The 26,803-nt window shown below is 50.4% G+C and carries 23 protein-coding genes and 2 pseudogenes; 11 read left to right on the forward strand and 14 right to left on the reverse strand.

The genetic code is table 11. The features are described 5' to 3' along the window. Positions 1-1,123, forward strand: a pseudogene (locus tag E0D98_RS09780) (hypothetical protein); the annotation flags it as partial. Positions 1,124-1,333: 210 nt separating this feature from the next. Here E0D98_RS09780 and E0D98_RS09785 read toward each other — a convergent pair. Further along, positions 1,334-2,443: a phage late control D family protein gene (locus tag E0D98_RS09785; RefSeq protein ID WP_050877023.1), complete on the reverse strand. Its 1,110-nt coding sequence runs from the start codon at positions 2,441-2,443 to the stop codon at positions 1,334-1,336. A 157-nt stretch (positions 2,444-2,600) separates the two neighbouring features. Here E0D98_RS09785 and E0D98_RS09790 point away from each other — a divergent pair. Then, a pseudogene (locus tag E0D98_RS09790) lies at positions 2,601-3,464 on the forward strand (phage tail sheath family protein); the annotation flags it as partial. Here E0D98_RS09790 and gpM read toward each other — a convergent pair. From gpM to E0D98_RS09805, 3 genes are read right to left on the reverse strand one after another with little or no spacing between them, the layout of a single operon-like run. Next, positions 3,391-4,263 (reverse strand): phage terminase small subunit, encoded by an 873-nt coding sequence (gene gpM / locus E0D98_RS09795; protein ID WP_240723733.1) that lies wholly within the window; start codon positions 4,261-4,263, stop codon positions 3,391-3,393. The pseudogene E0D98_RS09790 and the gene gpM overlap by 74 nt on opposite strands. A 45-nt stretch (positions 4,264-4,308) precedes the next feature. Then, on the reverse strand, positions 4,309-5,361 hold the full coding sequence (locus tag E0D98_RS09800; RefSeq protein ID WP_044722120.1) for a phage major capsid protein, P2 family: 1,053 nt from the start codon (positions 5,359-5,361) through the stop codon (positions 4,309-4,311). 23 nt (positions 5,362-5,384) lie between these two features. After that, positions 5,385-6,221, reverse strand: coding sequence for a GPO family capsid scaffolding protein (locus E0D98_RS09805; protein ID WP_001262654.1), 837 nt, complete (start codon positions 6,219-6,221; stop codon positions 5,385-5,387). Between the two features lie 292 nt (positions 6,222-6,513). Between E0D98_RS09805 and E0D98_RS09815 the strand changes: the two genes are divergently transcribed. From E0D98_RS09815 to selO, 7 genes are all read left to right on the forward strand, one after another. Then, positions 6,514-6,951 carry a hypothetical protein gene (locus E0D98_RS09815; RefSeq protein WP_000829983.1) on the forward strand — a complete coding sequence of 146 codons (438 nt, stop codon included), beginning with the start codon at positions 6,514-6,516 and terminating at the stop codon, positions 6,949-6,951. 208 nt (positions 6,952-7,159) lie between these two features. Then, entirely contained in the window at positions 7,160-8,140 is a 981-nt protein-coding gene (gene btuC, locus E0D98_RS09820) for a vitamin B12 ABC transporter permease BtuC (RefSeq protein WP_000956529.1), read from the forward strand. Between the two features lie 62 nt (positions 8,141-8,202). Then, positions 8,203-8,754 (forward strand): bifunctional thioredoxin/glutathione peroxidase, encoded by a 552-nt coding sequence (gene btuE, locus E0D98_RS09825; RefSeq protein WP_001154187.1) that lies wholly within the window; start codon positions 8,203-8,205, stop codon positions 8,752-8,754. Next, positions 8,754-9,503: a vitamin B12 ABC transporter ATP-binding protein BtuD gene (btuD, locus tag E0D98_RS09830; protein WP_000029479.1), complete on the forward strand. Its 750-nt coding sequence runs from the start codon at positions 8,754-8,756 to the stop codon at positions 9,501-9,503. The genes btuE and btuD overlap by 1 nt, the downstream gene beginning before the upstream one ends. Before the next feature lie 77 nt (positions 9,504-9,580). Further along, positions 9,581-10,045 carry an NlpC/P60 family protein gene (locus E0D98_RS09835; protein WP_001209780.1) on the forward strand — a complete coding sequence of 155 codons (465 nt, stop codon included), beginning with the start codon at positions 9,581-9,583 and terminating at the stop codon, positions 10,043-10,045. A 246-nt stretch (positions 10,046-10,291) separates the two neighbouring features. Further along, positions 10,292-11,005 carry an anti-FlhDC factor gene (gene ydiV, locus E0D98_RS09840; RefSeq protein WP_001299570.1) on the forward strand — a complete coding sequence of 238 codons (714 nt, stop codon included), beginning with the start codon at positions 10,292-10,294 and terminating at the stop codon, positions 11,003-11,005. A gap of 62 nt (positions 11,006-11,067) precedes the next feature. Then, complete coding sequence (gene selO / locus E0D98_RS09845; protein ID WP_000175696.1) at positions 11,068-12,504, forward strand: protein adenylyltransferase SelO; 1,437 nt, start codon at positions 11,068-11,070, stop codon at positions 12,502-12,504. A gap of 3 nt (positions 12,505-12,507) precedes the next feature. Here selO and hemP read toward each other — a convergent pair whose 3' ends face one another. The 3 genes from hemP to ppsR form a co-directional block, all read right to left on the reverse strand. Further along, positions 12,508-12,699, reverse strand: a complete 192-nt coding sequence (gene hemP, locus E0D98_RS09850; protein WP_001270809.1) for a hemin uptake protein HemP — start codon at positions 12,697-12,699, stop codon at positions 12,508-12,510. A 131-nt stretch (positions 12,700-12,830) separates the two neighbouring features. Next, entirely contained in the window at positions 12,831-13,877 is a 1,047-nt protein-coding gene (aroH, locus tag E0D98_RS09855) for a 3-deoxy-7-phosphoheptulonate synthase AroH (protein ID WP_001082226.1), read from the reverse strand. 156 nt (positions 13,878-14,033) lie between these two features. After that, a complete protein-coding gene (gene ppsR / locus E0D98_RS09860) occupies positions 14,034-14,867 on the reverse strand; it encodes a posphoenolpyruvate synthetase regulatory kinase/phosphorylase PpsR (protein ID WP_000368046.1) in 834 nt (277 codons plus the stop codon). Between the two features lie 331 nt (positions 14,868-15,198). Here ppsR and ppsA point away from each other — a divergent pair, with 331 nt between their 5' ends. After that, entirely contained in the window at positions 15,199-17,577 is a 2,379-nt protein-coding gene (gene ppsA, locus E0D98_RS09865; RefSeq protein WP_000069375.1) for a phosphoenolpyruvate synthase, read from the forward strand. A 56-nt stretch (positions 17,578-17,633) separates the two neighbouring features. Here the strand turns inward: ppsA and fadK are convergent, their stop codons facing one another. From fadK to E0D98_RS09890, 5 genes are read right to left on the reverse strand one after another with little or no spacing between them, the layout of a single operon-like run. Then, positions 17,634-19,280, reverse strand: a complete 1,647-nt coding sequence (gene fadK, locus E0D98_RS09870; protein ID WP_001493094.1) for a medium-chain fatty-acid--CoA ligase — start codon at positions 19,278-19,280, stop codon at positions 17,634-17,636. 56 nt (positions 19,281-19,336) lie between these two features. Beyond that, the gene (locus E0D98_RS09875) at positions 19,337-19,630 is read right to left on the reverse strand and encodes a ferredoxin family protein (RefSeq protein WP_000081071.1); all 294 of its coding nucleotides are present in this window, start codon (positions 19,628-19,630) and stop codon (positions 19,337-19,339) included. Next, the gene (locus tag E0D98_RS09880; RefSeq protein ID WP_047089164.1) at positions 19,627-20,916 is read right to left on the reverse strand and encodes an FAD-dependent oxidoreductase; all 1,290 of its coding nucleotides are present in this window, start codon (positions 20,914-20,916) and stop codon (positions 19,627-19,629) included. Before E0D98_RS09880 ends, E0D98_RS09875 begins: the two co-directional genes overlap by 4 nt. A 55-nt stretch (positions 20,917-20,971) precedes the next feature. After that, positions 20,972-21,910 carry an electron transfer flavoprotein subunit alpha gene (locus tag E0D98_RS09885; RefSeq protein WP_050877024.1) on the reverse strand — a complete coding sequence of 313 codons (939 nt, stop codon included), beginning with the start codon at positions 21,908-21,910 and terminating at the stop codon, positions 20,972-20,974. A gap of 19 nt (positions 21,911-21,929) precedes the next feature. Then, positions 21,930-22,694, reverse strand: coding sequence for an electron transfer flavoprotein (locus E0D98_RS09890; RefSeq protein ID WP_000692135.1), 765 nt, complete (start codon positions 22,692-22,694; stop codon positions 21,930-21,932). 315 nt (positions 22,695-23,009) lie between these two features. On the opposite strand from E0D98_RS09890, the gene E0D98_RS09895 reads away from it, so the two are divergent. Beyond that, complete coding sequence (locus tag E0D98_RS09895; RefSeq protein WP_000284799.1) at positions 23,010-23,921, forward strand: AraC family transcriptional regulator; 912 nt, start codon at positions 23,010-23,012, stop codon at positions 23,919-23,921. A 42-nt stretch (positions 23,922-23,963) separates the two neighbouring features. Here the strand turns inward: E0D98_RS09895 and E0D98_RS09900 are convergent, their stop codons facing one another. Both E0D98_RS09900 and E0D98_RS09905 read right to left on the reverse strand, forming a co-directional pair. After that, positions 23,964-25,115 carry an acyl-CoA dehydrogenase gene (locus E0D98_RS09900; protein WP_000347850.1) on the reverse strand — a complete coding sequence of 384 codons (1,152 nt, stop codon included), beginning with the start codon at positions 25,113-25,115 and terminating at the stop codon, positions 23,964-23,966. A 13-nt stretch (positions 25,116-25,128) separates the two neighbouring features. Next, on the reverse strand, positions 25,129-26,724 hold the full coding sequence (locus tag E0D98_RS09905; RefSeq protein ID WP_000805691.1) for an acyl CoA:acetate/3-ketoacid CoA transferase: 1,596 nt from the start codon (positions 26,722-26,724) through the stop codon (positions 25,129-25,131). Between the last annotated feature and the right edge of the window lie 79 nt (positions 26,725-26,803).

The raw sequence follows: 26,803 nt of genomic DNA on the forward strand, positions 1-26,803 counted from the left end.
GGAAAATTCTCTTGCTTCTGGTTATGTACAGGCTAAAAACTACAGAGAAGGAAAATCATGGGTGTTGACAGTTATTAATGACTGGAGTGCTCAAGAAAAGATTGCTTTTTTTCTTTTGTTACCGTTTAAAAAAGAAACATGGGATGCATTAAACGCTTCATTTGATGATTTTCCTTTCGAGTATTGGAAAAATACTCTTGTTAATGCATACAGCTGTGATTCAACGGAAGAAATTTATTTTGCTATAGACTGTTTGATTAAAGTAGACCGTCCCTTGATGGCAATAGATTGTTTATCTAAAATTTTGCATATCGATAATTCAGTTGATAGCAGTAAGGTTGTGCTTGCTCTATTGCAATCAATTAGAACCACAGAAAATATTGAGCGGTTTGATATTCACTCATTTAATGAACTTGTGAATTATATTCAAAATGATAACACTGTTTCAGATGACGACTTAGTAAAGATTGAATGGGCATACCTACCTGTAATTAACAGGGGGGCTAATGATTCGTTGCATCCTCAAGTATTAGAGAAAAAACTTGCAAGTGAACCCAGTTTTTTTTGTGAAGTCATTCAATATGCGTATCGATCAGAATTTCAAAAAGCAAGTAAAGAACTATCTGAAAGTGAAATAAATATTGCCAAAAACTCACTCTACTTACTTGATGATTGGAAAAAGATTCCGGGTGTTGATGCTGAAGGCAAGTTTGATGTCAATGCGTTTAATAACTGGTTTGATTTTGTCCAAACAGAATGCGAAAAGTCAGGCCATTTAGATTTTGCTTATCATAGGATTGGAAGCATATTAATTTTTAGCCCTGCAAATGACGAGCATTGGATACTTCCAGAACTGGCCGAGTTTTTGAATAGACGTGAACTTGATAAAGTGCGTACTGGTTATAAGAATGCGATAATAAATTCGCGTGGTGTCTACATTGTTGACCCAGAAGGTAAACCGGAATTGGAGTTGGCCCAACAATATCACACTAAGTCTGATGCAATGGAACTTCTAGGCTTTCATCGATTTGCCCGAATTCTTCGAGAGTTAGCTCATGAATACCAAGCGGAAGCAGAGTTGATAATAGAACAGCACAGTAAAAAAAAGATTGCTGAGATTTAGTGTAGTGCTTGTAGCTTCGGAGAAATAAATCTTTGTTTATAAACATTTATAGTAACTACTGACATTGTTGCCGATTATAATTCGTCTTGGTGTAAGGCGGGTTACACTTGGCCAATCGGTGAAAGGCACAGAGCAAAACTCCAATTAGGTTTGCTTCTGTGCCGTACGTAAGCATGCTAGCCCGTGTCTGAACTAATGCATCCCAGTTGCTCACTCTGTTTCCGCTATCCATTCCGGGATTTTTGCCTCAAGCTCAAGCTGCGTGGTAAAGCCACTGTTATCAATGGTGTGATCGGCTTTCGCAATAATCCAGTCCTGATTATCAATCTCGCTTTTAAATCCTGTTACCGTGCCATGCATTTCGGGGTAGAGTTCTGCGCGTCCACGAGCCAGTGTGATGGAGAATGATGCGGCTCCGCGTTGTAGCTGCTGCCACTTTGCCGCCGCTGCGCGTCTTGCTGCCTGCTCGTTCTGATAAGTCTTGCGTAACACAAACACATTGCCTTCCGCGCCTTCCATATAATCACCTTCACGGCTGCTGCTTTTCTCCTTTTTGGGTTTTGGCGGTTTGCGGCGTTTCACGCTGACTTTTTTCTTTTTCCCGTAATTAAGATCAAGCCAGTAAGCGCGTACCCCCGTATACGCTTCGCGGTCAGCAATGCGGAACTGATGGCGATCGCCGCTGCTGCGTGTGATGGCGAACGATGGCAACGGCTGGCCCAGTGCGTTCACGCCACCGCCTGGCATGATGAATAACAGATTACCGCTTTTTACCGTGGTGATTGCGCCCAGCATTTCCGCCATGCGCGTAAGGAAGGACATGTCGCTTTCTTCGGTCTGGTCGGCGTGGTCGATTTCGATATCCATCAGCATTTCGCTGATTTGCGGTTTCAGACCGTACCGATGAGCGATGGCAGATACCACGCGCTCAACGGTCACATCATGCCAGGACACCTCACGTTTAACGTTAAATTCATCCCGAAAATCTGCGCTTCGGGCTGAAACAGTCAGCCTGTCCGGCGGTCCTTCGTGAGCGATTTCATCAACAATGTAAGTGCCTTTTTCTGTCAGCGGTTCTCCTTTCCAGCCAATGAGAACCGTCAGGCGCGCGCCCCGTGGCGGTAGCTGCAACTGACCATCCGCATCATCCAGCGTGATGGTGAGCTGGTCCGCCTCAAATCCCCGGTTGTCGGTCAGTGACAGGCTCATCAGGCGCTCTGCCACGCCTGACAGCGTTTTACCCTCCGCGAGAATATCAAAATCCGGCATTTTCACGGGGTCTGTGCCCTGACTGAGCAATTGCATGGTGGTGTCGGTCATCTGTTCCCTCCCTGTGCGGCATGGTCGCATGTGCGTGCGGAGGGGGTTACTGCTTTTTGTTGTCGCCGGGTCGGGAGAACGGCGCAGGGGTGAGATTACGCGCGTGGTGGGTGATGATTGTTGCCGAATCATTTAACGGATACAAGGGGCTGAAGCTATGAGTGAAACTCGTTTTCATGGTTCCCGTGTTACGGAAAATACCGACCTGGTAACAGCGATTAACGATGTTGATTCCAGCGTTATCGGTATCGTGGCAACGGCGGATGATGCGGACGCGAAGCTGTTCCCGCTGAACAAGCCCACACTGCTGACCCGCGTTAATGACGTGCTGGGAAAATGCGGGACAACGGGGACGCTTTATCGTGCGCTTAAGGCAATCGCAGACCAGGTGAGCACAAAGGTGATCGTCGTTCGCGTGGCTGAACACAAAGAAGAAGACGGAAAGACGCAGGATCAACTGGTTATCGGTGGTTCTGAGGATGACGGCAGCTATACGGGGATGTATGCGCTGCTTGTTGCAGAGCAGGATGAAAGCATCGGATACCGTCCGCGTATTCTGGCCGCGCCGGAGCTGGACACGGAGGCGGTAACAAAATCCCTGTGCGTGATTGCAGGTAAACTGCGCGCGTTTGTGTATGCCTCATGTTACGGCTGTAACACGATGGCTGAGGCGATTACCTACCGCCAGAAATTCAACGAACGTGAGGTGATGCTCTTATGGCCTGACTTCATCGCCTACAACCCGAAAAGTGGCAAAAACGAAACGTTCCCCGCGCCTGCTTATGCGTGCGGCCTTCGTGCGTACATTGACCATGAGCAGGGCTGGCACAAATCGCTGTCCAACGTTCCGGTTAAAAATGTGCTGGGAATGTCGAGGCATGTGTTCTGGTCGTTGCAGGCCGAAGACAGCGATGCCAACAGCCTCAACAACAAAGAAATCACGACCATTATTCGTCGCAACGGGTTCCGCTTCTGGGGCAACCGCACACCGGAAACGAACGCCTACATCTTTGAGGTGTATAACCGCGCTTCGCCTTCTGCGTCGCGGTGGTTTTTCGTGTTGCAGGCTTCCGCGTTGTCTTTTTACTTTTGCTGCTTTCGTCCTGCGCCTGCTGTGTGCTGGCGTCTTCTGGTGCGGCTGCGGAATCGGCTTTTTTCAGGGCGCGGGAAAGGGTTGCAATCTCGCGTTTCACACCTGCGTTCGGGTTCAGGTGCATTGCTTCGCGCAGCAGCTTCAGTGACAGGGCCATGCTGTCCGCATCACTCAGGCCACGGCGGACAAAGGCGCACGCTTTGCATAATTTGGCGCGCACTTCGTCCGGCATGTCCTGGTCGGTGACAATCTCCCGGAGGGTGTCCAGTGGTTCGATAAAGGCGGACAAATCCGCGTCGGCATCCGTCCCGGCCTGCGTCAGTACCGGATTACAGATTTCTTCGGTCAGTACCGTGGCAGCAGTACGGCCAAAGTTATCCGGCATGATGAGGTTGTGACGGACCACATACGCGCCGATACGCAGCGCAAGCGGAAGATCGCCACAGTCAATCGCCCACACCATCAGCGTGGCAATCACTTCATCCTGCTGCCCGCCGTCAGCCTCCAGCGTTCCCTCAATCCAGCCGGAAAAATCCGGCAACAACTCTTTTTTGATGGCGGCTTTCGCGCTTCTGGCCTGTACGCCCTTAAGCCGGGCCTGTGCCAGACGCAGACGATACAGCACCTCTTCATGCGCGGTACGCGCGGCGTGGTCCACGCCTTCATTCGCCCGGCCTGCGCGCTGTGCCATCACGTTCTGCCAGTGTTGCTGTGCAGGAGTAATCATTTGTTCTCTCCGTTACTGGCGGGCATGATGCCCGCCGTGAGTTGATTAGCTGTCGGCGAACTTCAGGCCAGTGACCATCGCGCACTTGCCATAGTCTTCAACGACATAAGCGTCATTGATGGACTGGTAGGTGGCGATGCGGTTGTATTCCGGCTCGTCTTTCATCAGGCGACGCATTGAACCTTTCTGCCAGTAAATCGACAGGTTGTTGAACGAGGTGATCAGCATCGTTGCATCCGGGAAGAACGGCGCAAGGAACACGCCCAGCCCGCCAATGGTGCGCGATGACAGGATGAGCTGCCCGGCAAGTAATTCCGCATTGGGATTCTGGCCGCTGATGCTGTTCAGCACGGGCAGACGCAGCGAGTTAAACAGGTTGCGCCCCATAATCACCACAAGGTCGTCAGCTTCCTTGTGCCATTCATCCAGCAGGGATGAACGCGCGTCCTGTACCAGTGCATCAGCGTTCGCATACTTACCCGCGTGCGCCACGGTGTTGTCCATGTTGCGGGAGGTCAGCGTCACGTCATTCATAACGCGTTCGCTGGCGTCGGTTCTGATGTGCTCCAGCCATCCCACGTTAACGTCCTGAAGCAGCTTGTTGGTGCTGAAGTTGGACTCATCCGCGTGAGACGTGCCGTTGAAACCGATCATGATGCGGTCAAGCGCCACCTGTCGGGCAATCTGTGCGCTGATGCGGGACTGAAAATCAGGATGTGCCGCCCAGGCATCAAGCTGCGGATATGAAATAAACGTGTCGTAGTTCACCTGTTCGCACTGGTATTTGCGGTTTTTCAGATCAACCACGTTATTCGGGTTACGGCGTTTTGTGCCGTCATAACTGGTATTCGTGCGTGCAATTGGCCCGGTGGTGTCCGGGAGGATTTTTTCGCCTTTCTGGTCGGTCACGCCGATCACGTTAATTCTTTTTGTAAATTCGGTGCTTTCCTTTGAGGCGTTTTCAAAACGCTGCTGCACCGAGGGTTCCACGGTAAATCGCGATACCAGTGCGGAAACCGGAATATTATTAAGCGACGCCTGCTGCGCCATATAGCAACCCAGCTTGTTGCGGGTAATATCTGACATCACCAGATTCATAAAAAATTTGCTCCTTTGTCTTATCAGAAGTCAGCCAGCTGGTCGGAGGCTGCACCTGTTGCGGTGAACCGGTTCTGCGGATCGCCGTCCTGCGTGCGCAGTTTTTCCTTCAGTGCTGCCAGCTCTGTGGTCAGTGACGTAATTTTCTGGCGGTCCTGCTGATGGCGGGTTTCCAGCACATTAAAACGGTCGATAATGTCGGCCTGTGACGTTGCGACGCCTTCCACCGCTTCCTGAATACGGGAAAAACTGGCGTCATCCGCTTTGCGGCCACGGCCAATAATCCCCATTACGCGGTTAAACCACTGGGTGCCTTCTTCCTGGCGTTGTTCTGCCATTTCGATGATTTCAGACTCGATGGCTTCGGAGATAAGCGGCGCTTCACCCTGGATACTGTTGAACGTCATCACCGCCTGACGTTGCTGTGCCGTGAATTTCAGGCGCTCAGTGCCCAGGCTTGCCGGGGTGTCGGTCATCGCCAGCCCGACCAGATAGGCGCGCCCGTTAACGGAGAACTGCGGGTGCAGTTCGATACTGGAATAGATTTTCTTGCCGTCCGCGACAAGCTGCTTCATGCGCTCGGTCGGTTCGATTTCTGCATACAGCGCAGTACGTCCGGCCAGCGGACCTTCCGTAATGTCTTCCGTACTCAGTGCGGTGACATCGCCCATTGCGGAAAATTCGCTTGACGGGCATGGCGAGAGATAGTGCTCAACGTTCACGCGGGCAGCGTAAACATCCGGGTTGAAGTTCTCGGCGGCTTCACGCAGATGCACCGGACTGATTTCACGGCCATCAACAGTTGATCCGGAGACAGCCACGCGAAACTTTTTGCGGGATGTCTTTTTTTCATTAGCCATAGTTTTTGCCCCTCTGACTGGTTCTTCAGTCATGATGGCAAAGCGTAACAGGCTGATACAAAGGGCTTTTGTTGTAAGAAAACAGTCAGAACAGAGGGTTAAGGAGAACAGTTTCGCGCGCGGGTAATCTTCCTGTAATTACTCAGGGGGAGCAATGATTCAGGACGCTTTTGTGCGCCAGCGTGCGCGGCAACTTTACTGGCAGGGTTACCTGTAACAGATGTGGGTTTGTTCATCGTTACTCGGCCCTGGCCTTTATGAACTGGGTAGGCAAGCAGGGTGATGAGAAGTGATGGCAGAGAATGTTGCACATATTTCGCGGTTCAGAAAAAAGAAAGAGAATGCCTATAATGTATCCAACAACCAAGTAACAGGAAGTGGTAATGATGGAGGTGATGGCATGAATGACGACCTTGAACGGCGGGTCAGTTGCCTGGAAAGTGATGTGACTGAAATCAAAAACAACCTGATTACTCTCACCACAAGAAGCGAATCCTTTGCTACCAAATCTGATGTACTGGAGATTCGCGAAGGGTTGAGGCTTGAGATGGCAGAATCGCGCCAATCCCTGAAGTCTGAGATGGCTGATTTACGCCAGTCTCTGAAAGTTGAGATGGCTGAGCATCGTACTGAACTTCAGAAATCATTTGCAAATCAGACTTGGTTACTCACAGGTATTGTCCTGTCTGCGATGGCCGTGCTTGTGGCTGTGGTTACTGTTATTAAGTAAATTTATGGCGGCGATATGATCCACAAAGTGACCACATCCCTGTTATTTGTTGTGGTTGGCTGTGTTTTTGTGTGTCTGTAAGTCTTTGATAATTATCTAACTTGTTGATTTTTACTTGTGTTTATGGCCGCTCTGCGGCCTTTTTTCTTTTCACTGTCGAAGAGTCACCGTAAAATCAACGCCATGACACTTCAGCAGAACGGATACCATGCTGACACTTGCCCGCCAACAACAGCGACAAAATATTCGCTGGTTATTATGCCTGTCAGTTTTGATGCTGCTGGCGCTTCTCTTAAGCCTTTGCGCCGGTGAACAATGGATCTCGCCAGGTGACTGGTTTACTCCTCGTGGCGAACTGTTCGTCTGGCAAATTCGCCTGCCACGTACGCTGGCTGTATTGCTGGTTGGTGCGGCGCTGGCTATATCCGGCGCTGTAATGCAGGCGTTGTTTGAAAATCCTCTGGCAGAACCTGGACTACTTGGCGTCTCTAACGGCGCAGGCGTGGGGCTTATCGCCGCGGTATTGCTTGGGCAAGGGCAACTCCCCAACTGGGCGCTAGGGCTGTGTGCGATTGCTGGCGCGCTTATCATCACTTTAATACTCTTACGTTTCGCCCGTCGTCATCTTTCGACCAGTCGGTTATTGCTGGCTGGCGTTGCATTAGGGATTATCTGTAGCGCACTAATGACGTGGGCTATCTACTTTTCCACCTCTGTTGATTTACGTCAGCTGATGTACTGGATGATGGGCGGTTTTGGCGGCGTAGACTGGCGGCAAAGCTGGCTGATGCTGGCATTGATCCCCGTGTTGTTGTGGATCTGTTGTCAGTCCAGGCCGATGAATATGTTAGCACTTGGCGAGATCTCGGCGCGGCAACTGGGTTTACCCCTGTGGTTCTGGCGCAATGTGCTGGTGGCCGCGACCGGCTGGATGGTTGGCGTCAGTGTGGCGCTGGCGGGTGCTATCGGCTTTATTGGTCTGGTGATCCCACATATTCTTCGGTTGTGTGGTTTAACCGATCATCGCGTATTACTTCCCGGCTGCGCGCTGGCAGGGGCGAGCGCATTGCTGCTGGCCGATATTGTAGCGCGCCTGGCATTAGCTGCCGCAGAGCTGCCTATTGGCGTGGTCACCGCAACGTTGGGTGCGCCGGTGTTTATCTGGTTATTGTTAAAAGCAAGACGTTAGCCGCAAAAAGACGGTCTATGATTAAAAGCTAAGATTTTTACTGACCACACCCAGGAGAAACGATGCAAGATTCCATTCTGACGACCGTAGTGAAAGATATCGACGGTGAAGTGACCACGCTGGAGAAGTACGCTGGTAATGTGCTGTTGATTGTCAATGTCGCCTCAAAGTGTGGCTTAACGCCGCAATATGAGCAGTTGGAGAATATTCAGAAAGCCTGGGCCGATCGAGGTTTTGTGGTGCTGGGATTCCCGTGCAACCAGTTTCTGGAACAAGAACCGGGCAGCGATGAAGAGATTAAAACTTACTGTACCACCACATGGGGGGTGACGTTCCCGATGTTCAGTAAGATTGAAGTTAATGGCGAAGGACGCCATCCGCTGTATCAAAAATTGATTGCCGCAGCGCCGACCGCAGTCGCGCCGGAAGAGAGCGGATTCTATGCCCGTATGGTCAGCAAAGGTCGTGCACCGCTGTACCCTGATGATATTTTATGGAATTTTGAGAAATTTTTAGTTGGCAGGGACGGGTTGGTCATCCAGCGTTTTTCCCCGGATATGACGCCTGAAGATCCCATTGTGATGGAAAGCATTAAACTGGCGTTGGCAAAATAATGTCTATTGTGATGCAGTTACAGGATGTTGCGGAAACTACCCGCCTGGGGCCACTTTCTGGCGAGGTTCGGGCTGGGGAGATCCTGCACCTGGTGGGGCCGAATGGCGCGGGTAAGAGTACCTTGCTTGCACGAATGGCCGGAATGACCAGCGGTAAGGGAAGCATTCAGTTCGCGGGGCAACCACTGGAAGCATGGTCCGCAACAAAACTCGCGCTGCATCGCGCCTACCTTTCACAACAGCAGACGCCGCCGTTTGCAATGCCGGTCTGGCACTACCTGACACTGCATCAGCACGATAAAACGCGTACCGAACTACTGAATGATGTCGCAGGGGCGCTGGCTCTTGATGACAAACTCGGTCGTAGCACCAATCAACTTTCCGGCGGTGAATGGCAACGCGTACGTCTTGCTGCGGTGGTGTTGCAAATCACACCACAAGCCAATCCCGCAGGCCAATTGCTGCTTCTTGATGAGCCGATGAACAGTCTTGATGTTGCGCAACAAAGTGCGTTAGACAAAATTCTGAGCGCGCTGTGTCAGCAAGGACTGGCGATTGTGATGAGCAGTCACGATCTCAACCACACGTTGCGTCATGCGCATCGGGCGTGGTTGCTAAAAGGTGGAAAAATGCTGGCCAGTGGACGCAGAGAAGAGGTGCTCACGCCGCCAAATCTGGCGCAGGCCTATGGGATGAATTTTCGCCGTCTGGATATCGAAGGTCACAGAATGCTGATTTCGACCATCTGATTTCATTAGTATCTTGAAAATCGGGTAATTACGACGCTAAATTAATGCAAGAATAAAAAACAGAGGAACCGTACGGAATGCGTTTCTGCCTTATTTTGATCACAGCACTGTTTCTGGCCGGGTGTAGCCACCATAAAGCACCGCCGCCAAATGCCAGACTTTCTGATTCGATTACCGTTATTGCCGGTTTGAACGACCAGCTACAAAGCTGGCATGGCACGCCGTATCGTTATGGTGGCATGACGCGGCGCGGTGTGGACTGTTCGGGATTTGTGGTTGTGACGATGCGCGATCGTTTCGATTTGCAGCTGCCCCGTGAAACCAAAGAACAAGCCTCTATCGGCACGCAAATTGATAAAGACGAGTTGCTGCCTGGTGACCTGGTCTTTTTCAAAACGGGTTCCGGACAAAATGGTTTGCATGTAGGTATTTACGATACCAACAACCAATTTATCCACGCCTCTACCAGCAAGGGAGTGATGCGTTCCTCACTTGATAATGTCTATTGGCAGAAAAATTTCTGGCAGGCGAGACGAATCTAGTATGTCGAAAAATGGACGGCGATGATACATCGCCGTCCATTTACTCCTGAATACAGTAGTATTTTGCAGACAAAAATTCCGTAAATGGATTATTCGTTTATAATCAGGATAATCTAAAAAAAGGACCCCTGAAAAAGTGGTTAACATGGAACAAATGAAAGTTACTCCTTCTGTAATTGTTATGTCTTATGGCCTCATCCCTTTTAGCCGGATACTGAAAAACATCCTTCGAGAGGGACGGTTACCATGAAGATTTTTTTGGAGAATCTTTATCATTCTGATTGCTATTTCCTGCCGATAAGAGATAACCAGCAACTCCTTGTCGGCGTTGAGTTAATTACCCATTTCTCCAGTGAAGATGGCACGGTGCGTATCCCGACGAGTCGGGTTATAGCGCAACTTACCGAGGAGCAACATTGGCAATTATTTTCAGAGCAGTTGGAATTACTAAAATCATGCCAACATTTTTTTATTCAACATAAACTCTTTGCCTGGCTTAATTTAACGCCACAAGTGGCTACATTATTATTAGAGAGGGATAATTACGCAGGCGAACTATTAAAATATCCGTTTATTGAACTGTTGATTAATGAGAATTACCCGCATCTCAATGAAGGAAAAGATAATCGCGGTCTTTTATCCTTATCGCAAGTGTATCCCCTTGTGTTAGGTAATTTGGGAGCAGGCAATAGCACAATGAAAGCGGTTTTTGATGGTCTTTTCACCCGCGTCATGCTGGATAAAAGTTTTATTCAGCAACAAATCACGCACCGCTCCTTCGAACCGTTTATTCGTGCGATCCAGGCGCAAATTTCCCCTTGTTGCAATTGCATCATCGCGGGAGGCATTGATACGGCAGAAATATTGGCACAGATTACCCCCTTCGATTTCCATGCTCTCCAGGGATGCCTGTGGCCTGCCGTTCCCATAAATCAGATAACGACGTTGGTTCAGCGATAACCCTTCTGTTTGCTGGTGTTTAAGACGAGAGTAACCGTCTACACTATCAAACAGGAGGATCTATGACCCTGTCTTTTGTTACCCGCTGGCGCGATGAATTGCCAGAAACCTATACAGCACTTTCCCCTACGCCTTTAAATAATGCCCGGCTGATTTGGCATAATACCGAACTCGCTAACACGCTGAGTATTCCATCGTCGCTGTTTAAAAATGCTGCAGGTGTCTGGGGCGGCGAAACCCTACTGCCTGGTATGTCACCACTGGCGCAGGTTTACAGTGGTCATCAGTTCGGCGTCTGGGCGGGCCAACTGGGTGATGGGCGCGGCATTTTACTTGGCGAACAACTGCTTGCTGATGGCACTACAATGGACTGGCATCTGAAAGGTGCTGGCCTGACGCCTTATTCGCGAATGGGTGATGGACGGGCGGTTTTACGTTCGACGATACGAGAAAGTCTCGCCAGTGAGGCGATGCATTATCTGGGCATTCCGACGACCCGCGCGTTAAGTATCGTCACCAGCGATTCGCCAGTGTATCGGGAAACGGTAGAGCCAGGTGCGATGCTGATGCGTGTGGCACCAAGTCATCTGCGCTTTGGTCATTTCGAACATTTTTACTATCGCCGCGAGCCGGAAAAGGTTCGTCAGTTAGCTGACTTTGCCATTCGTCATTACTGGTCACATCTTGAAGATGATGAGGACAAATACCGTCTCTGGTTTAACGATGTTGTCGCACGTACCGCATCGTTAATTGCCCAATGGCAGACGGTCGGCTTTGCTCATGGGGTGATGAATACCGACAACATGTCGCTGCTGGGGCTGACGCTTGATTACGGGCCGTTTGGTTTTCTTGATGATTACGAACCCGGTTTTATTTGTAATCACTCGGATCATCAAGGGCGTTACAGCTTTGATAATCAACCTGCCGTCGCGTTGTGGAATTTACAGCGTCTGGCGCAGACATTGTCACCATTTGTTGCCGTAGATGCCCTGAATGAGGCCCTGGACAGCTATCAGCAGGTTTTGTTGACGCATTATGGACAACGGATGCGGCAGAAACTGGGCTTCATGACGGAGCAAAAAGAGGATAACGCGCTACTGAATGAATTATTCAGTCTGATGGCGCGAGAGCGCAGCGATTATACCCGCACATTCCGCATGCTGAGTCTGACCGAGCAGCACAGCGCGGCGTCACCGCTACGTGATGAGTTTATTGATCGTGCGGCATTTGATGACTGGTTTGCCCGTTATCGGAGGCGTTTGCAACAAGACGAGGTTAGCGATATTGAGCGTCAGCAACTGATGCAAAGCGTTAACCCAGCTCTGGTGTTGCGCAACTGGTTGGCGCAACGGGCGATTGAAGCGGCAGAAAAGGGTGATATGACGGAATTGCACCGCCTGCATGAGGCGTTGCGAAATCCTTTCAGCGACAGAGCTGATGACTATGTCAGTCGTCCACCTGACTGGGGTAAACGGCTGGAAGTCAGCTGCTCGAGTTAAAGGCTACTTGGTCAACAGCAGCTTGCCAGCCTGAGTTTTACGGAGCAGATATTCTTGCCCGTCATGATCGATAATCAGTTTGCCATCCGGACCTAACAGTGTCTGGCTGGAAATTCGCCGAATAGGCTGCGGGGAAGCGGTCTTGTGATTGGCATCCGTTTCAGGTGTGAGTTTTCTGCTATCCGTATAACGCATAAAAATTAATAATAATTGATATAACAATGATTCTTATTATCAATATTATGGCTGACCAGAGCAAGCAGTAATGTGCTGAGAAGACAACAAGTTGCGCAGAAATGCCCATCCCATCAGGAATGGGCACGCATTCAGAAGCGGGTATCTACCGCAGAGGCAAGTTTTTCGACCAGGCGTTCGGTATCTTCCCAGCCCAGACACGGGTCGGTAATGGATTGACCGTAAGTGAGCGGCTGACCGCCGACGATTTTTTGCGTTCCTTCGCGCAGGAAACTTTCCGCCATAATTCCAGCAATCGCCGTAGAGCCATTGCGGATTTGCTGACAAATATCCTCACAAACTTCTAACTGGCGACGGTGCTGCTTCTGGCAGTTACCGTGGCTGAAATCCACCACCAGATGTTCAGGTAAATCAAACTCGTGCAGCGTATCGCAGGCTGCGGCGATATCATCGGCATGATAATTCGGTTTTTTGCCGCCACGCATAATAATGTGGCCATACGGGTTGCCGCTGGTCTGATAGATGGTCATCTGACCATTTTTGTCTGGCGAGAGAAACATATGGCTGGCGCGGGCTGCGCGGATAGCATCCACGGCAATCCGCGTGTTGCCATCGGTACCATTTTTAAAACCTACCGGACAGGAGAGTGCCGAAGCCATTTCACGGTGGATCTGACTTTCGGTAGTACGTGCGCCAATCGCGCCCCAACTGATTAAATCAGCAATAAACTGACCGGTCACCATATCGAGGAACTCAGTCGCGGTAGGGACACCCAGCTCATTTACCTGTAAAAGTAATTTGCGCGCCAGCTCCAGACCGTGATTAACCCGATAGCTGCCGTTTAGATCCGGATCGGAGATTAGCCCTTTCCAGCCGACAACAGTTCGTGGTTTTTCAAAATAGGTGCGCATTACGATTTCCAGCCGTGACTGGTACTGGTTGCGCAGCGACTGCAGACGGGTGGCGTACTCCATTGCAGCGGTGAGATCGTGGATCGAGCAGGGGCCAATAATGACCAACAGTCGCTTATCTTCACCATTCAGTATTTTTTCAATTCTGCGGCGGGAGTCGGTGACATGGGTGGCGACGCCAGGCGTTACGGGATACCGTAGCGCGAGTTCGGCGGGCGTTACCAGGCTCTCAATACGCGCAGTACGGAGTTCGTCAGTTCTGTTCATTACAAGTCTCAGAAATTTGTTGCTTCTACGGCAGGACTACCGGGAAGTGATGCGCATCACGATAAACCAATCGCAGCTGATTTCAAGTGCGAGGTGTGTCACACCTCGCCGGGTGGTTAGCATGATAACAAAAAAATAAGCTAATGCACTAGTTCTCTAGTACATTCGGCGGCTAAGGCCCATGATATCGAGGATCTTGGTGGCAATCTCTTCTACCGAATAATTGGTACTGTTAATCCACGGGATCTGATTTTTACGGTACAACGCTTCCACTTCCGCGACTTCCATCCTGCACTGACGAAGCGAGGCATAGCGACTGTTCTCCCGACGCTCTTCACGAATCGCCGCCAGACGTTCCGGGTCGATAGTCAGGCCGAACAATTTATGCTGAAGCGGTTTGAGCGACGCGGGTAGCACCAGATTGTCCATATCGTCGGCAATAAAGGGGTAGTTTGCCGCGCGGATACCAAATTGCATTGCCAGATACAGACTGGTGGGGGTTTTACCACAGCGAGAAACACCGAGCAGGATCACCTGAGCCTGGTCCAGATTGCGCAACGAAATACCGTCATCGTGGGCAAGGGTGTAATCAATCGCCGCAATGCGCGCATCATATTTATTGAGATTATTAGGGTTAAGGCCATGGGTACGATGAGCAATCGGCGTTGGATCCAGTTTCATCTCTTGTTGTAGCGGGGCAACCAGCGCCTGAACGATATCCTGGCAAAAGCCTTCACTTTGCAAGATGATGGCGCGAATCTCCGGCAACACGATGGAGTAGAAGACCAGCGGGCGCACACCTGTCTGGTGATAAATTGCGTCAATCTGATCCTTCACTGCCCGTGCACGGCTCTCATTTTCGACAAACGGCAGCGTAATGCTGCTGATAGTGACGGGAAATTGTGACATTACTGCGTGTCCTAATACCTCCGCAGTTATTGCCGTACCATCAGAAATATAAAAAACGTGGCGATCAACAGCATTATCCATTTTGTTCTTCCCGTGATGCAGACATAATTCTATGAAAGCATAAATTAAAAACGCACAGAAGCGTAGAACGTTATGTCTGGTTTATAAAATGAACCTTCAATTTTATTTTTTATGAAAACAGCATTTCATTTTTACGGTTTCGTTTATACCGATGGTTTATGTGGAAATTGTCGAAGAGAGCAGATTTGCGCAACGCTGGGATCAGTCTTAAAAAGTAAAAAATATATTTGCTTGAACGATTCACCGTTTTTTTCATCCGGTTAAATATGCAAAGATAAATGCGCAGAAATGTGTTTCTCAAACCGTTCATTTATCACAAAAGGATTGTTCGATGTCCAACAATGGCTCGTCACCGCTGGTGCTTTGGTATAACCAACTCGGCATGAATGATGTAGACAGGGTTGGGGGCAAAAATGCCTCCCTGGGTGAAATGATTACTAACCTTTCCGGAATGGGTGTTTCCGTTCCGAATGGTTTCGCCACAACCGCCGACGCGTTTAACCAGTTTCTGGACCAAAGCGGCGTAAACCAGCGCATTTATGAACTGCTGGATAAAACGGATATTGACGATGTTACCCAGCTTGCGAAAGCGGGCGCGCAAATCCGCCAGTGGATTATCGACACTCCCTTCCAGCCTGAGCTGGAAAATGCCATCCGCGAAGCTTATGCACAGCTTTCCGCCGATGACGAAAACGCCTCTTTTGCGGTGCGCTCCTCCGCTACTGCAGAAGATATGCCGGACGCTTCCTTTGCCGGTCAGCAGGAAACCTTCCTCAACGTTCAGGGTTTTGACGCCGTTCTCGTGGCAGTGAAACATGTATTTGCTTCTCTGTTTAACGATCGCGCCATCTCTTATCGTGTGCACCAGGGTTACGATCACCGTGGCGTGGCGCTCTCCGCCGGTGTTCAACGGATGGTGCGCTCTGACCTCGCATCTTCTGGCGTGATGTTCTCCATTGATACCGAATCCGGCTTTGACCAGGTGGTGTTTATCACTTCCGCATGGGGCCTTGGTGAAATGGTCGTGCAGGGCGCGGTTAACCCGGATGAGTTTTACGTCCATAAACCGACACTTGCAGCGAATCGCCCGGCTATCGTGCGTCGCACCATGGGGTCGAAAAAAATCCGCATGGTTTACGCGCCGACCCAGGAGCACGGCAAGCAGGTTAAAATCGAAGACGTACCGCAGGAACAGCGTGACATCTTCTCGCTGACCAACGAAGAAGTGCAGGAACTGGCAAAACAGGCCGTACAAATTGAGAAACACTACGGTCGCCCGATGGATATTGAGTGGGCGAAAGATGGCCACACCGGCAAACTGTTCATTGTGCAGGCGCGTCCGGAAACCGTGCGCTCACGCGGTCAGGTCATGGAGCGTTATACGCTGCATTCACAGGGTAAGATTATCGCCGAAGGCCGTGCTATCGGTCATCGCATCGGCGCGGGTCCGGTGAAAGTCATCCATGACATCAGCGAAATGAACCGCATCGAACCTGGCGACGTGCTGGTCACTGACATGACCGACCCGGACTGGGAACCGATCATGAAGAAAGCATCTGCCATCGTCACCAACCGTGGCGGTCGTACCTGTCACGCGGCGATCATCGCTCGTGAACTGGGCATTCCGGCGGTAGTGGGCTGTGGTGATGCAACAGAACGGATGAAAGACGGTGAGAACGTCACTGTTTCTTGTGCCGAAGGTGATACCGGTTACGTCTATGCGGAGTTGCTGGAATTTAGCGTGAAAAGCTCCAGCGTAGAAACGATGCCGGATCTGCCGTTGAAAGTGATGATGAACGTCGGTAACCCGGACCGTGCTTTCGACTTCGCCTGCCTGCCGAACGAAGGCGTGGGCCTTGCGCGTCTGGAATTTATCATCAACCGTATGATTGGCGTCCACCCACGCGCACTGCTTGAGTTTGACGATCAGGAACCGCAGTTGCAAAACGAAATCCGCGAGATGATGAAAGGTTTTGATTCTCCGCGTGAATTTTACGTTGGTCGTCTGACTGAAGGGATCGCGACGCTGGGTGCCGCGTTTTATCCGAAGCGCGTCATTGTCCGTCTCTCTGATTTTAAATCGAACGAATATGCCAACCTGGTCGGTGGTGAGCGTTACGAGCCAGATGAAGAGAACCCGATGCTCGGCTTCCGTGGCGCGGGCCGCTATGTTTCCGACAGCTTCCGCGACTGTTTCGCGCTGGAGTGTGAAGCAGTGAAACGTGTGCGCAACGACATGGGGCTGACCAACGTTGAGATCATGATCCCGTTCGTGCGTACCGTAGATCAGGCGAAAGCGGTGGTTGAAGAACTGGCGCGTCAGGGGCTGAAACGTGGCGAGAACGGGCTGAAAATCATCATGATGTGTGAAATCCCGTCCAACGCCTTGCTGGCAGAGCAGTTCCTCGAATATTTCGACGGCTTCTCAATTGGCTCAAACGATATGACGCAGCTGGCGCTCGGTCTGGACCGCGACTCCGGCGTGGTGTCTGAACTGTTCGATGAGCGCAACGATGCGGTGAAAGCACTGCTGTCGATGGCGATTCGTGCCGCGAAGAAACAGGGCAAATATGTCGGGATTTGCGGTCAGGGTCCGTCCGACCACGAAGATTTTGCCGCATGGTTGATGGAAGAGGGGATCGATAGCCTGTCTCTGAATCCGGACACCGTGGTGCAAACCTGGTTAAGCCTGGCTGAACTGAAGAAATAAAATAAATACCCGGCGGCGTTTTGTCGCCGGGTTTATGTGATCCCCGAAGATGAAACTTATTCAATCTCTTCACAGACATCCTGCGTTAATCGCCGCATAATATCTTTTCTTAACAAAAACTTTTGTATTTTACCTGAGGCAGTGCGCGGTAGTTTTTCGATTACCACGATATGTTCAGGATATTTATATTTTGCGACCCGTTTACGGCTAAAAAAAGCCACCACCTCTTCCAGCGATAATGAATGATGCGGCGCTTTCAGCACGACATAAGCGCATGATCGTTCACCTAAACGTTCATCGGGCATTGCAACCACACAGGCATCGTGAATTTTAGGATGCTGCAATAAAATATCTTCCACTTCACGGCTGCTAATATTTTCGCCGCCGCGGACAATAATATCTTTTTTGCGTCCGGTAATTTTTATATAGCCAGCCTCATCCATACGGCAGAGATCGCCGCTGTAATACCAGCCTTCTTCATCCAGCGCACGGGCGGTTAATTCAGGTTCATCAAAATACCCCATAAACACATTGGGGCCACGCGAGGCTTCTTCACCTTCGCAACCTGGCGGTAAGGTCTTGCGTGCATCATCGACCACTTTAATCTCTACACCTGCGGCAGCGTAACCATCGGTGTGCATAAAGCGCGACAAAGGATCATCGAGATTCACCACCGCATGCGGCGAACTTTCTGTGGAACCATAAACACTTAATAATTTAATGCCGCGCTGCTGGCATTCGCGCGCCACTTTTTTGGGGATTGTGGTACCGCCGCAAAGAAAGAAGCGCAGCGCTGAAAGGTCTGCGGGTTGTTTCTCTAGTAAATTCAAAAGATCATAGACAAACGGCGTTGCGCCGAGCATACATGTGCAACGCTGCTGCTCAAGCAGCGCGAGACATGCATCAGGAGTGAAAATATCTAACAACACGCTGCGAGCACCAATTAAAAATGGTGCTGTTACGCCATGCAGAAATCCCGTTGCGTGACCAAGTGGCGCAGGCATCATAAAGACATCCTGCCAGGTCAGATTCAGCCGCACGCAATAAGCCCGCTCACTGGCGAGAATATTGTTATGCGTTAGCATCACGCCCTTTGGCAGACCCTCGGTTCCGGAGGTAAACAGCACCGCAGCTAATTCATCGCCGTGGGTCGTTATCGCCGTGGTCAGTGAGGTATTGTCGGCGATAATCTGACTTAATGAGAGGGAAGAGGTGGCGGGAGCCAGTTTGTCCACGCCGACAATTTGTTGTAGTTGTGGAAGCTGATTTTGCAGCGGCAGGATTAAATCTACCGGGCGCGTTTGTTTAAACAACGTCGGTGCAAAGAACATTTTTGCCTGACACTTATTGAGCACCCACACCAGTTCTGCTTCCCGCCAGGAAGGCAACAGCGGCACGGAAACCGCACCGATTTTCAGGCAGGCAAGATAGATAACGGTAAATTCACACCAGCCAGGCAGTTGAAATGCGATGCGATCGCCTGATTCAATACCCTTCGCTAACATCCAGTTTGCCAGACAGCTCGCGGCGTGATCGAGCGCGCTATAGGTGTACGATGCACCATGATTATCGACCACGGCAATTTTGTCTGGCATCGCACGAGCGGTCTGCTGCCAGTAATCGGCCAGCGAAGCATCGCCCCATAGCCCTTGCTGACGATACGCCGCACGACGTTGTTCGTTGAACGTTAATGTCACTTTCATGTTGGACTCTCGAAACAGAACATCAGGTCCGAGATGCGGGCCTGTGGGATGCATGATTAGCCGTAGCGAAAATCAATACCGAAGGTGCCTGCGGGATATTGCCACTGTTCGAGAATAGTGTTACCGCACAGCACCCGACAGGTGCCGCACTCCAGACAACCGGCAGAATCAAAATGAATGTTGCCGGCGTCATCCTGCTTATAAAGTCCGGCAGGGCAGGCTTTCATTAATTTACGGAATTCATTGATATCGGGATTTGCCGCCAGAATGATATGCGGGTGGCCCTCATCAACATGGAATTTATTGACGCCTAATTTGATGTCGACGTTAACCGTAGCGTTCTGGCTCATAGCGCGGTTGCTCCCTTAATGCCATCTTTCAGCAAGTTGATCAGCCCAATTTTCTTCGCATGTCCCATGATCATTTTGCGTACCGGCTGGTTTGGTTTGCCGTCAATGGTGAACATCTCGTTCATGATGTCGGCGACCATTCGTGGGTATTGGCTAAACAGGCGCGGGTTTTCCATCAGCGCCGGGATCTTGCGGAAATGCTGCATATCGCGCATGACGCAGCTTTGTTCCAGCTCACGTTTGTATTGCGCCAGACTGCTGGCGGAGAAATCCTCGCGTTCTTTGGCGGCGATCACCGTTGTGGCGGCAGCCTGAGCCGATGCAATGGCTAAATCCATGCCACGAACTGTAAAACCCAAATTCAGGCAGAAGCCTGCGGCGTCACCAACGATCATCACGCCATCGTTAACCATCTGCGGCACCATTGCCAGACCGCCTTCTGGCACCATATGCGCGGAATATTCAAGCAGTTTGCCGCCGCTAATTAGTGGGCGAATGGCGGGGTGTTGTTTAAAATCTTCCAGCATTTGCGGCACGCTTTTTTGCGCATGGGCGATATCACCCAATCCACAAACCAGCCCCAACGATACGGAATCGTTGTTGGTATAGAGGAATCCGCCACCCATCAGGCCGTCAGAAGGGGAACCGGCAAACAGCCAGGCGGCACCTTCCTCGCCCGTAATATTAAAGCGATCGTTGATCTGTTCTGGCGTGAGGCCAATAACCTCTTTAACACCAACAGCGTAATGATGCGGATCGGAAGCGGGAACCATTCCCAGCGAGCGGCCAAGCATCGAGTTTACGCCATCAGCTAGAACCACCACATTCGCTTGGAGAATATCATCCCCGGCCTGCACGCCAGTGACCTTGTTTCCTTCACGAACCAACGCATCGACGCGAACGCCCGGGATAAACTGTGCGCCCGCCTGCTCGGCTTGTTCCATCAACCACGGGTCCAGACGATTACGCAATACGGTATAAGATGCGTGTTGCGGAACATCTGGTTGCTCGCGGTGAAAATCGAGGGTAACGGCGCTTTCTTCGGTTAAGAAGGAGATTTTCTCGCGTGTGACCTTGCGTTCTACCGGCGCTGATACTGCAAAGCCTGGAATGATTGCTTCAAGTGTGTGGGCATAAAGACGCCCGCCGGTCATGTTTTTACATCCGGCACTGTCGCCGCGTTCTATCACCAGGACATCCAGCCCGGCTCGCGCCATGACCAGTGCGGCAACGCTACCAGCAACGCCCGCACCGACCACAATGGCATCAAATTTGTCTTCCGACATGCGTTATGCTCCCTTCCCGCTGCGTTTACAGCGGGAGATGTGGTTGAAAGGGGAATTAGCGGCTCAACTGGCTAATCAGGGCAGGGACGACTTTGTAGATATCGCCCACCAGACCGTAGTCGGCATAATTGAAGATTGGCGCATTTTTATCTTTATTGATGGCGACAATCACTTTTGCGCCGTTGCCGCCAACCATATGCTGGATCTGCCCGGAGATCCCCAGCGTCAGGTAGAGATCGGATTTCAGCAACACGCCGGAGACACCGATATAACGTTCACGCTCCATCCAGTTCTCGCCTTCGGCAATTGGACGTGAACAGCCGACTTCAGCATTCAGCACCGCCGCCAGTTCGTGGACCATTTTCAGGTCATCCTGCGCCGGCAGACCACGACCGACGCCAACCACACGTTTTGCTTTGCTCAGGTCCACGCTGCTTGCGGCTTTCGCACGGCGTTCGCGACAGAGAATTTCATGACGCGGAGCAACATAAGGTACCGTTTCTGTCGGGCACTGATGAGAGGTATCACTGGTGCACGGTTCCTGAACACCGGGTGCAAGGGTAATGATCGCCAGCGGGCTGTTGATCTTTTCCTGAGCGAACGCTAACCCGCCATACATCCGGTGTTCGGCGCAAATGTGACCATCGACAATATCCACCGCCGTGGCATCGTTCACCAGCGCCGCATTCAGTTGCACACTTAACCGTGCTGCCAGAGCTTTACCACGTTTCGTCGCGGCCAACAGCAACATAGCGGGGTGTTTATCTTTCAGCAGGGCAGCAATGCTTTCGGCGTAATTTTCAGTGCGTTGCAGCGCGTCGTTTTGCTCAAGAACATAAATACATTTTGGACCATAAGGCATAACTGCCTGCGCCTGGTCGGTATTTTGTACAATGGCATACACCTGTTGGCCCCATTGCTGAGCGCCGCCAAACAGTTCAGCATAACGTTCAGGATTATCGCTAAAGACCCAGACGCTGTTTAATTGACTCATCGTTTCTTCTCCGTAGGCTTCAGTTCAGGGCTTTCTTCAGATGTTCCGCCAGCTCGGCAATGGCCTCCGGCGAATCGTTATCGATAATGATGTGCTTACGTTCTGTTTGCGGCGGTACGCGAATGCCGACCAGTTCAGCAAGTGGCGCGCTCTGGCTCCAGTCAATATCACTTGCCTGCCACTGATTTACCGGTTTTTTACCCGCGCCGAGAATGGCTTTCATCGAAGGAATGCGTGGCACGTTAATATCGGAGGTGACGCAGAGCACGGCTGGAACAGAGAGTTCAATAACTTCAACATCATCTTCAAGCGTGCGTTCAATCACCAGTGTATTGCCCTGACGCTGAATAGCACTCACTGCATTAATCACCGGAAGTTGCAGAATTTCTCCGACCAGCAAGCCAACCTGCTGGGCATAAAGGTCGCCGGAACCTTCACCAAAGATCAGTAAATCGAAGCCGATCTTTTCAATTGCTGCCGCCAGCGCTTTTGCGGTATCGAGAGGCAGTGCATGTTCAAGTTGCGCATCCTGCACCAAATACAGGCTGTGCGGCCCGCGGGATAGCACGTCTTTGCGCACTTTCGAGTTCTGCAACAATGAGCCGCCAACGGTCAGCGCGGCTATCTCATCGTCATCTGTTGCGAGCTGGCTTGCAGCTTCAATGGCATTGAGATCGAACTGGCTGATTTTGGCGTCGGCATTGTCGAAATTCAGGGTGTATTCTGGAGTGACAACAATGTCCTGTTCTTCAGGCACCAGCTTAAAGCAGGTTATTATTTTCATGATTTCTCCTGTGAGTCGCATACGGAACCATCTCCGATGGAAGGTAAAAATGGCCTGAAAATAGTGTGCGATAGCGGTGCGGGGTTTTCGACGGAGCAAGCTGTTTTCCTTGCCAACAATCTTGCAAAAAAAATGCGATCGCTAAAACAAAAGTGCAATTTGCGGCAATATAGTTATTCCATGACCGTACAATCTTGCATTCAGTGTAAATAATCTTGTTTAGCTCTCGCTAAACGCGGTTGTATAACCGCAATACACGCCGTATTTTATCCGGCATATATTGTTTTTGCTTGCTCATGGAATAGGGAGGTTGTCATGTATCAACGCTGTTTTGATAATGCCAGTGAAACGCTGTTTGTCGCTGGTAAAACGCCACGGCTTTCACGTTTTGCATTTAGCGATGATCCAAAATGGGAGTCCGGACATCACGTTCATGACAATGAAACCGAGTTGATTTACGTCAAGAAAGGGGTTGCAAGGTTTACCATCGATTCTTCGTTATATGTCGCACATGCGGATGACATTGTGGTGATAGAACGCGGCAGGCTGCATGCGGTGGCCTCTGACGTTAACGATCCGGCAACGACGTGTACCTGTGCGCTGTACGGCTTTCAGTTTCAGGGGGCTGAGGAAAATCAGCTACTGCAACCGCATTCTTGTCCGGTAATTGCCGCGGGGCAGGGAAAAGAAGTCATAAAAACCTTATTTAATGAGCTAAGTGTGATTTTGCCGCAAAGTAAAAATAGCCAAACATCTTCGTTATGGGATGCATTTGCCTATACGTTAGCCATTCTTTACTACGAAAATTTTAAAAATGCTTATCGTTCGGAGCAGGGGTATATTAAAAAAGATGTTCTGATAAAAGATATTCTTTTCTATCTGAATAATAATTATCGCGAAAAAATCACTTTAGAACAGTTATCGAAAAAATTTCGTGCCAGCGTCAGTTATATTTGCCATGAATTTACCAAAGAGTATCGTATTTCCCCTATTAACTATGTTATTCAACGGCGTATGACGGAAGCAAAATGGTCACTCACTAATACTGAATTATCACAGGCAGAGATCTCCTGGCGTGTGGGTTATGAAAATGTCGATCACTTTGCCAAACTGTTTTTGCGCCATGTCGGTTGTTCGCCCAGCGATTACCGTAGACAATTTAAAAACTGTTTTGCGGAACAAGAAATCCTATCTGAATTTCCTCAACCGGTAAGTCTTGTTGGATAAATCTGGCGGCGCAGTTTGTTAAGAAGCTGCGCCGCCTGCAGATTATTTGTTCTGATAGTCTTTCAGGATCTGCCGACCTGCTACGTAAATCATAATTTCGTCTGTACCGCCGCCGATACGTTCACAACGGACATCACGCCAGAAGCGGGAGACGCGCGCTTCATCGGTATAGCCCAGACCGCCCATGATTTGAATCGCATCATCAATGACTTCCATTGCGGTACGTGCGCAATACAGTTTTGCCAGCGCCGCGCTGGTGCGCAGTGACTGATGCTGATCGGCTTGCCATGCCACTTTCAGCACCATGTTGCGCATGTTGTCGATCTTAATCGCCATCAGCGCCAGTTTTTCCTGGATCATCTGGTTATGACCAATGGGCTTACCAAAAGCGATACGTTGGTTGGCATAGCGGGCGGCATCTTCAAAGGCGCATTCGGCAAAGCCGGTGCTGCGCGCGGCGTTGATCAGGCGCTCCATCTCAAAGTTGTACATCACATTGAGGAAACCCATTCCTTCTTCGCCCACCATGTCGCTCTCTTCAACCTCCACGTTGTCGAGATAGACTTCGCAGGTGCTGAGCATATGCCAGCCGATTTTATGCAGCGGGTTAATCTTAATGCCGGGCTTACTGGAGTCGACCCACCACAGGGTGAAGGCTTTTTTGGGATCTTTCGGTTGCGGATCGCGCGCCAACACCAGCATATACGGGTACTCTTTCGCACCGGTAATAAAGGTTTTTTGTCCGTTGATGTAGACCTTGCCGTTTTTACGCGTGTAAGTGGTAGTGGCACTGTTGTTATCTGAGCCAGCACCTGGTTCCGTCAACGCCAGGGCATAGGCGGGATCACCCGTTTCCAGGGTGCTTTCTGCCGTTTTACGTAGCTGCTCTGCAGAACCGAAACGGCGCATACTGTGAATACATTGACCGTTGGTGATCAAAAATGCCGGAGCACCGCATTTTGACACTTCCATCAGCGCCAGCATTTGGGTGACGTAATCCGCAGGGATACCACCAAATTCTTCCGGCACGCCAAGCATGGAAATACCGTTATCCGCCAGCGCCCGCATAAACTCACGCGGATATGTCCCGTTTTGATCGCAGGTGCGGAAATACTCTTCCGGAAAGTTAGTCGTAATCAGTTCGCGAATACTGGCCAGCAGCAGTTCTTGTTCTTCAGTTAAAGAAAAATCCATCATTATACTCCTGTTAATGAGCCGCTTCAGGCAGGACAAAACCCATCGCCGCATCGATAAATAATCTTTCGTCCATCAGTTTGAGTTCTGGCGAAATCACTGGGGTGAAGTCCATTTTGTCGAGAATATCTTTTTGTAAATCGACGCCAGGGGCGATTTCGATTAAATGCAGGCCGTCTTCTTTCAGCGTGAATACAGCACGTTCGGTGATGTAACGAACATCCAGTCCCCGTTCGAGCGCGATTTTTCCGCTAAAAGTAATTTCCGGTAGTTCCCGAATAAATTTATTTACCCGTCCTTCCTGGACGATATGCAATTTGCCATCGGCAATTTCTGTTTTTAAACTGCCCGCAGTTAACGTGCCGCAGAAAATAATTTTCTTCGAGGTGGCACTGATATCAATAAATCCACCGGTACCCATGATTTTGCCATTGAATTTATGCACGCCGACGTTACCGTGCTGGTCGACTTCAGCAAAACTCAAATAACAAACATCCAGACCACCACCGTGATAAAAATCAAACTGGGACGTCATATCCAGAATGGCGCGGGTATTCACGTTCGCGCCAAAGGCGATACCCTGTGAAGTAATTCCGCCAATCGGACCTGTTTCTACCGTCAGAATAAAGTCATCAGCACAACCTTCTTCCCGGGCGACCAGGCCAATACCGTCAGCAATACCGACGCCGACATTCCCCACCGCGCCTTTACGCATTTCGAATAATGCACGCCGCGCAACTAATTTACGTTGGTTTAGGGGCAGGCTAAGTTTGGTGCTGTCATCAAGGGTGAAGTCACCAGAAATAAAACGGTTAACCGGCGCACCGCCATACAGTTGGCTTTGATCCGGATCGACCACCACAATATCCACCAGATAACCCGGAATACGGACAGATTTAGGATGCAGCGTGGCTTTCTTAACCATTTTCTGCACCTGCATCATCACAATACCGCCGTTATTGTGCACCGCCTGGGCAATAACCAATGCGTCGAGATACATCACCTCATCTTCAAAAGTGGCGTAGCCTTCACTGTCGCAGGTGGTAGCGCGAATGAAGGCGATATCTGGCGCAATCGCTTTGTAATAGAGATATTCTTTGTTATCAAACTCGACCAGTTTAATCAGGTCTTCTTTCGTGACTTCATTCAGTTTGCCGCCTTGCTGGCGTGGATCGACAAATGTCCCGATGCCAATATCACTAATAATACCAGGCTGGTGGGCTGCGGCGGCGCGTAAGGTTTGTGTAAGTACACCTTGTGGATAGTTATAAGCAATAATTTTATTTTGTTCTGCGAGTTCAGAAATACGCGGCGATTGTCCCCAGTGACCACATAATGCCCATTTCACCAGACCTTCTTGCGCCAGAGGACTAATACCACGGTCGGCGCGATCGCCAAGCCCTGTCGGACTAATAATCGATAAATTACGTGGCGTTTGAGTCTGTTTATATTTATCAGCAAGAGCTGTAATTAACGTGGTGGCTTCCAGAATACCGCCGCCAGCGCCTAACACACAAAGTGTTGCTTCGTCGGGAATATAATTCACCGCTTCCTGTGCCGACAGGACCGGCACTCGTCCATTAATACGAGGTGGTTTTACAGGTTTCATTGTTAATTCCTGATTCAGATGTGATTTTCCCTACGCCAGATGGAGAATTAGCGCACAGAGACTCACGAAATATTTTTAT

It is taken from the genome of Escherichia sp. KCJ4928 (assembly GCF_004352695.1).
Classification (GTDB): Bacteria; Pseudomonadota; Gammaproteobacteria; order Enterobacterales; family Enterobacteriaceae; genus ECMA0423.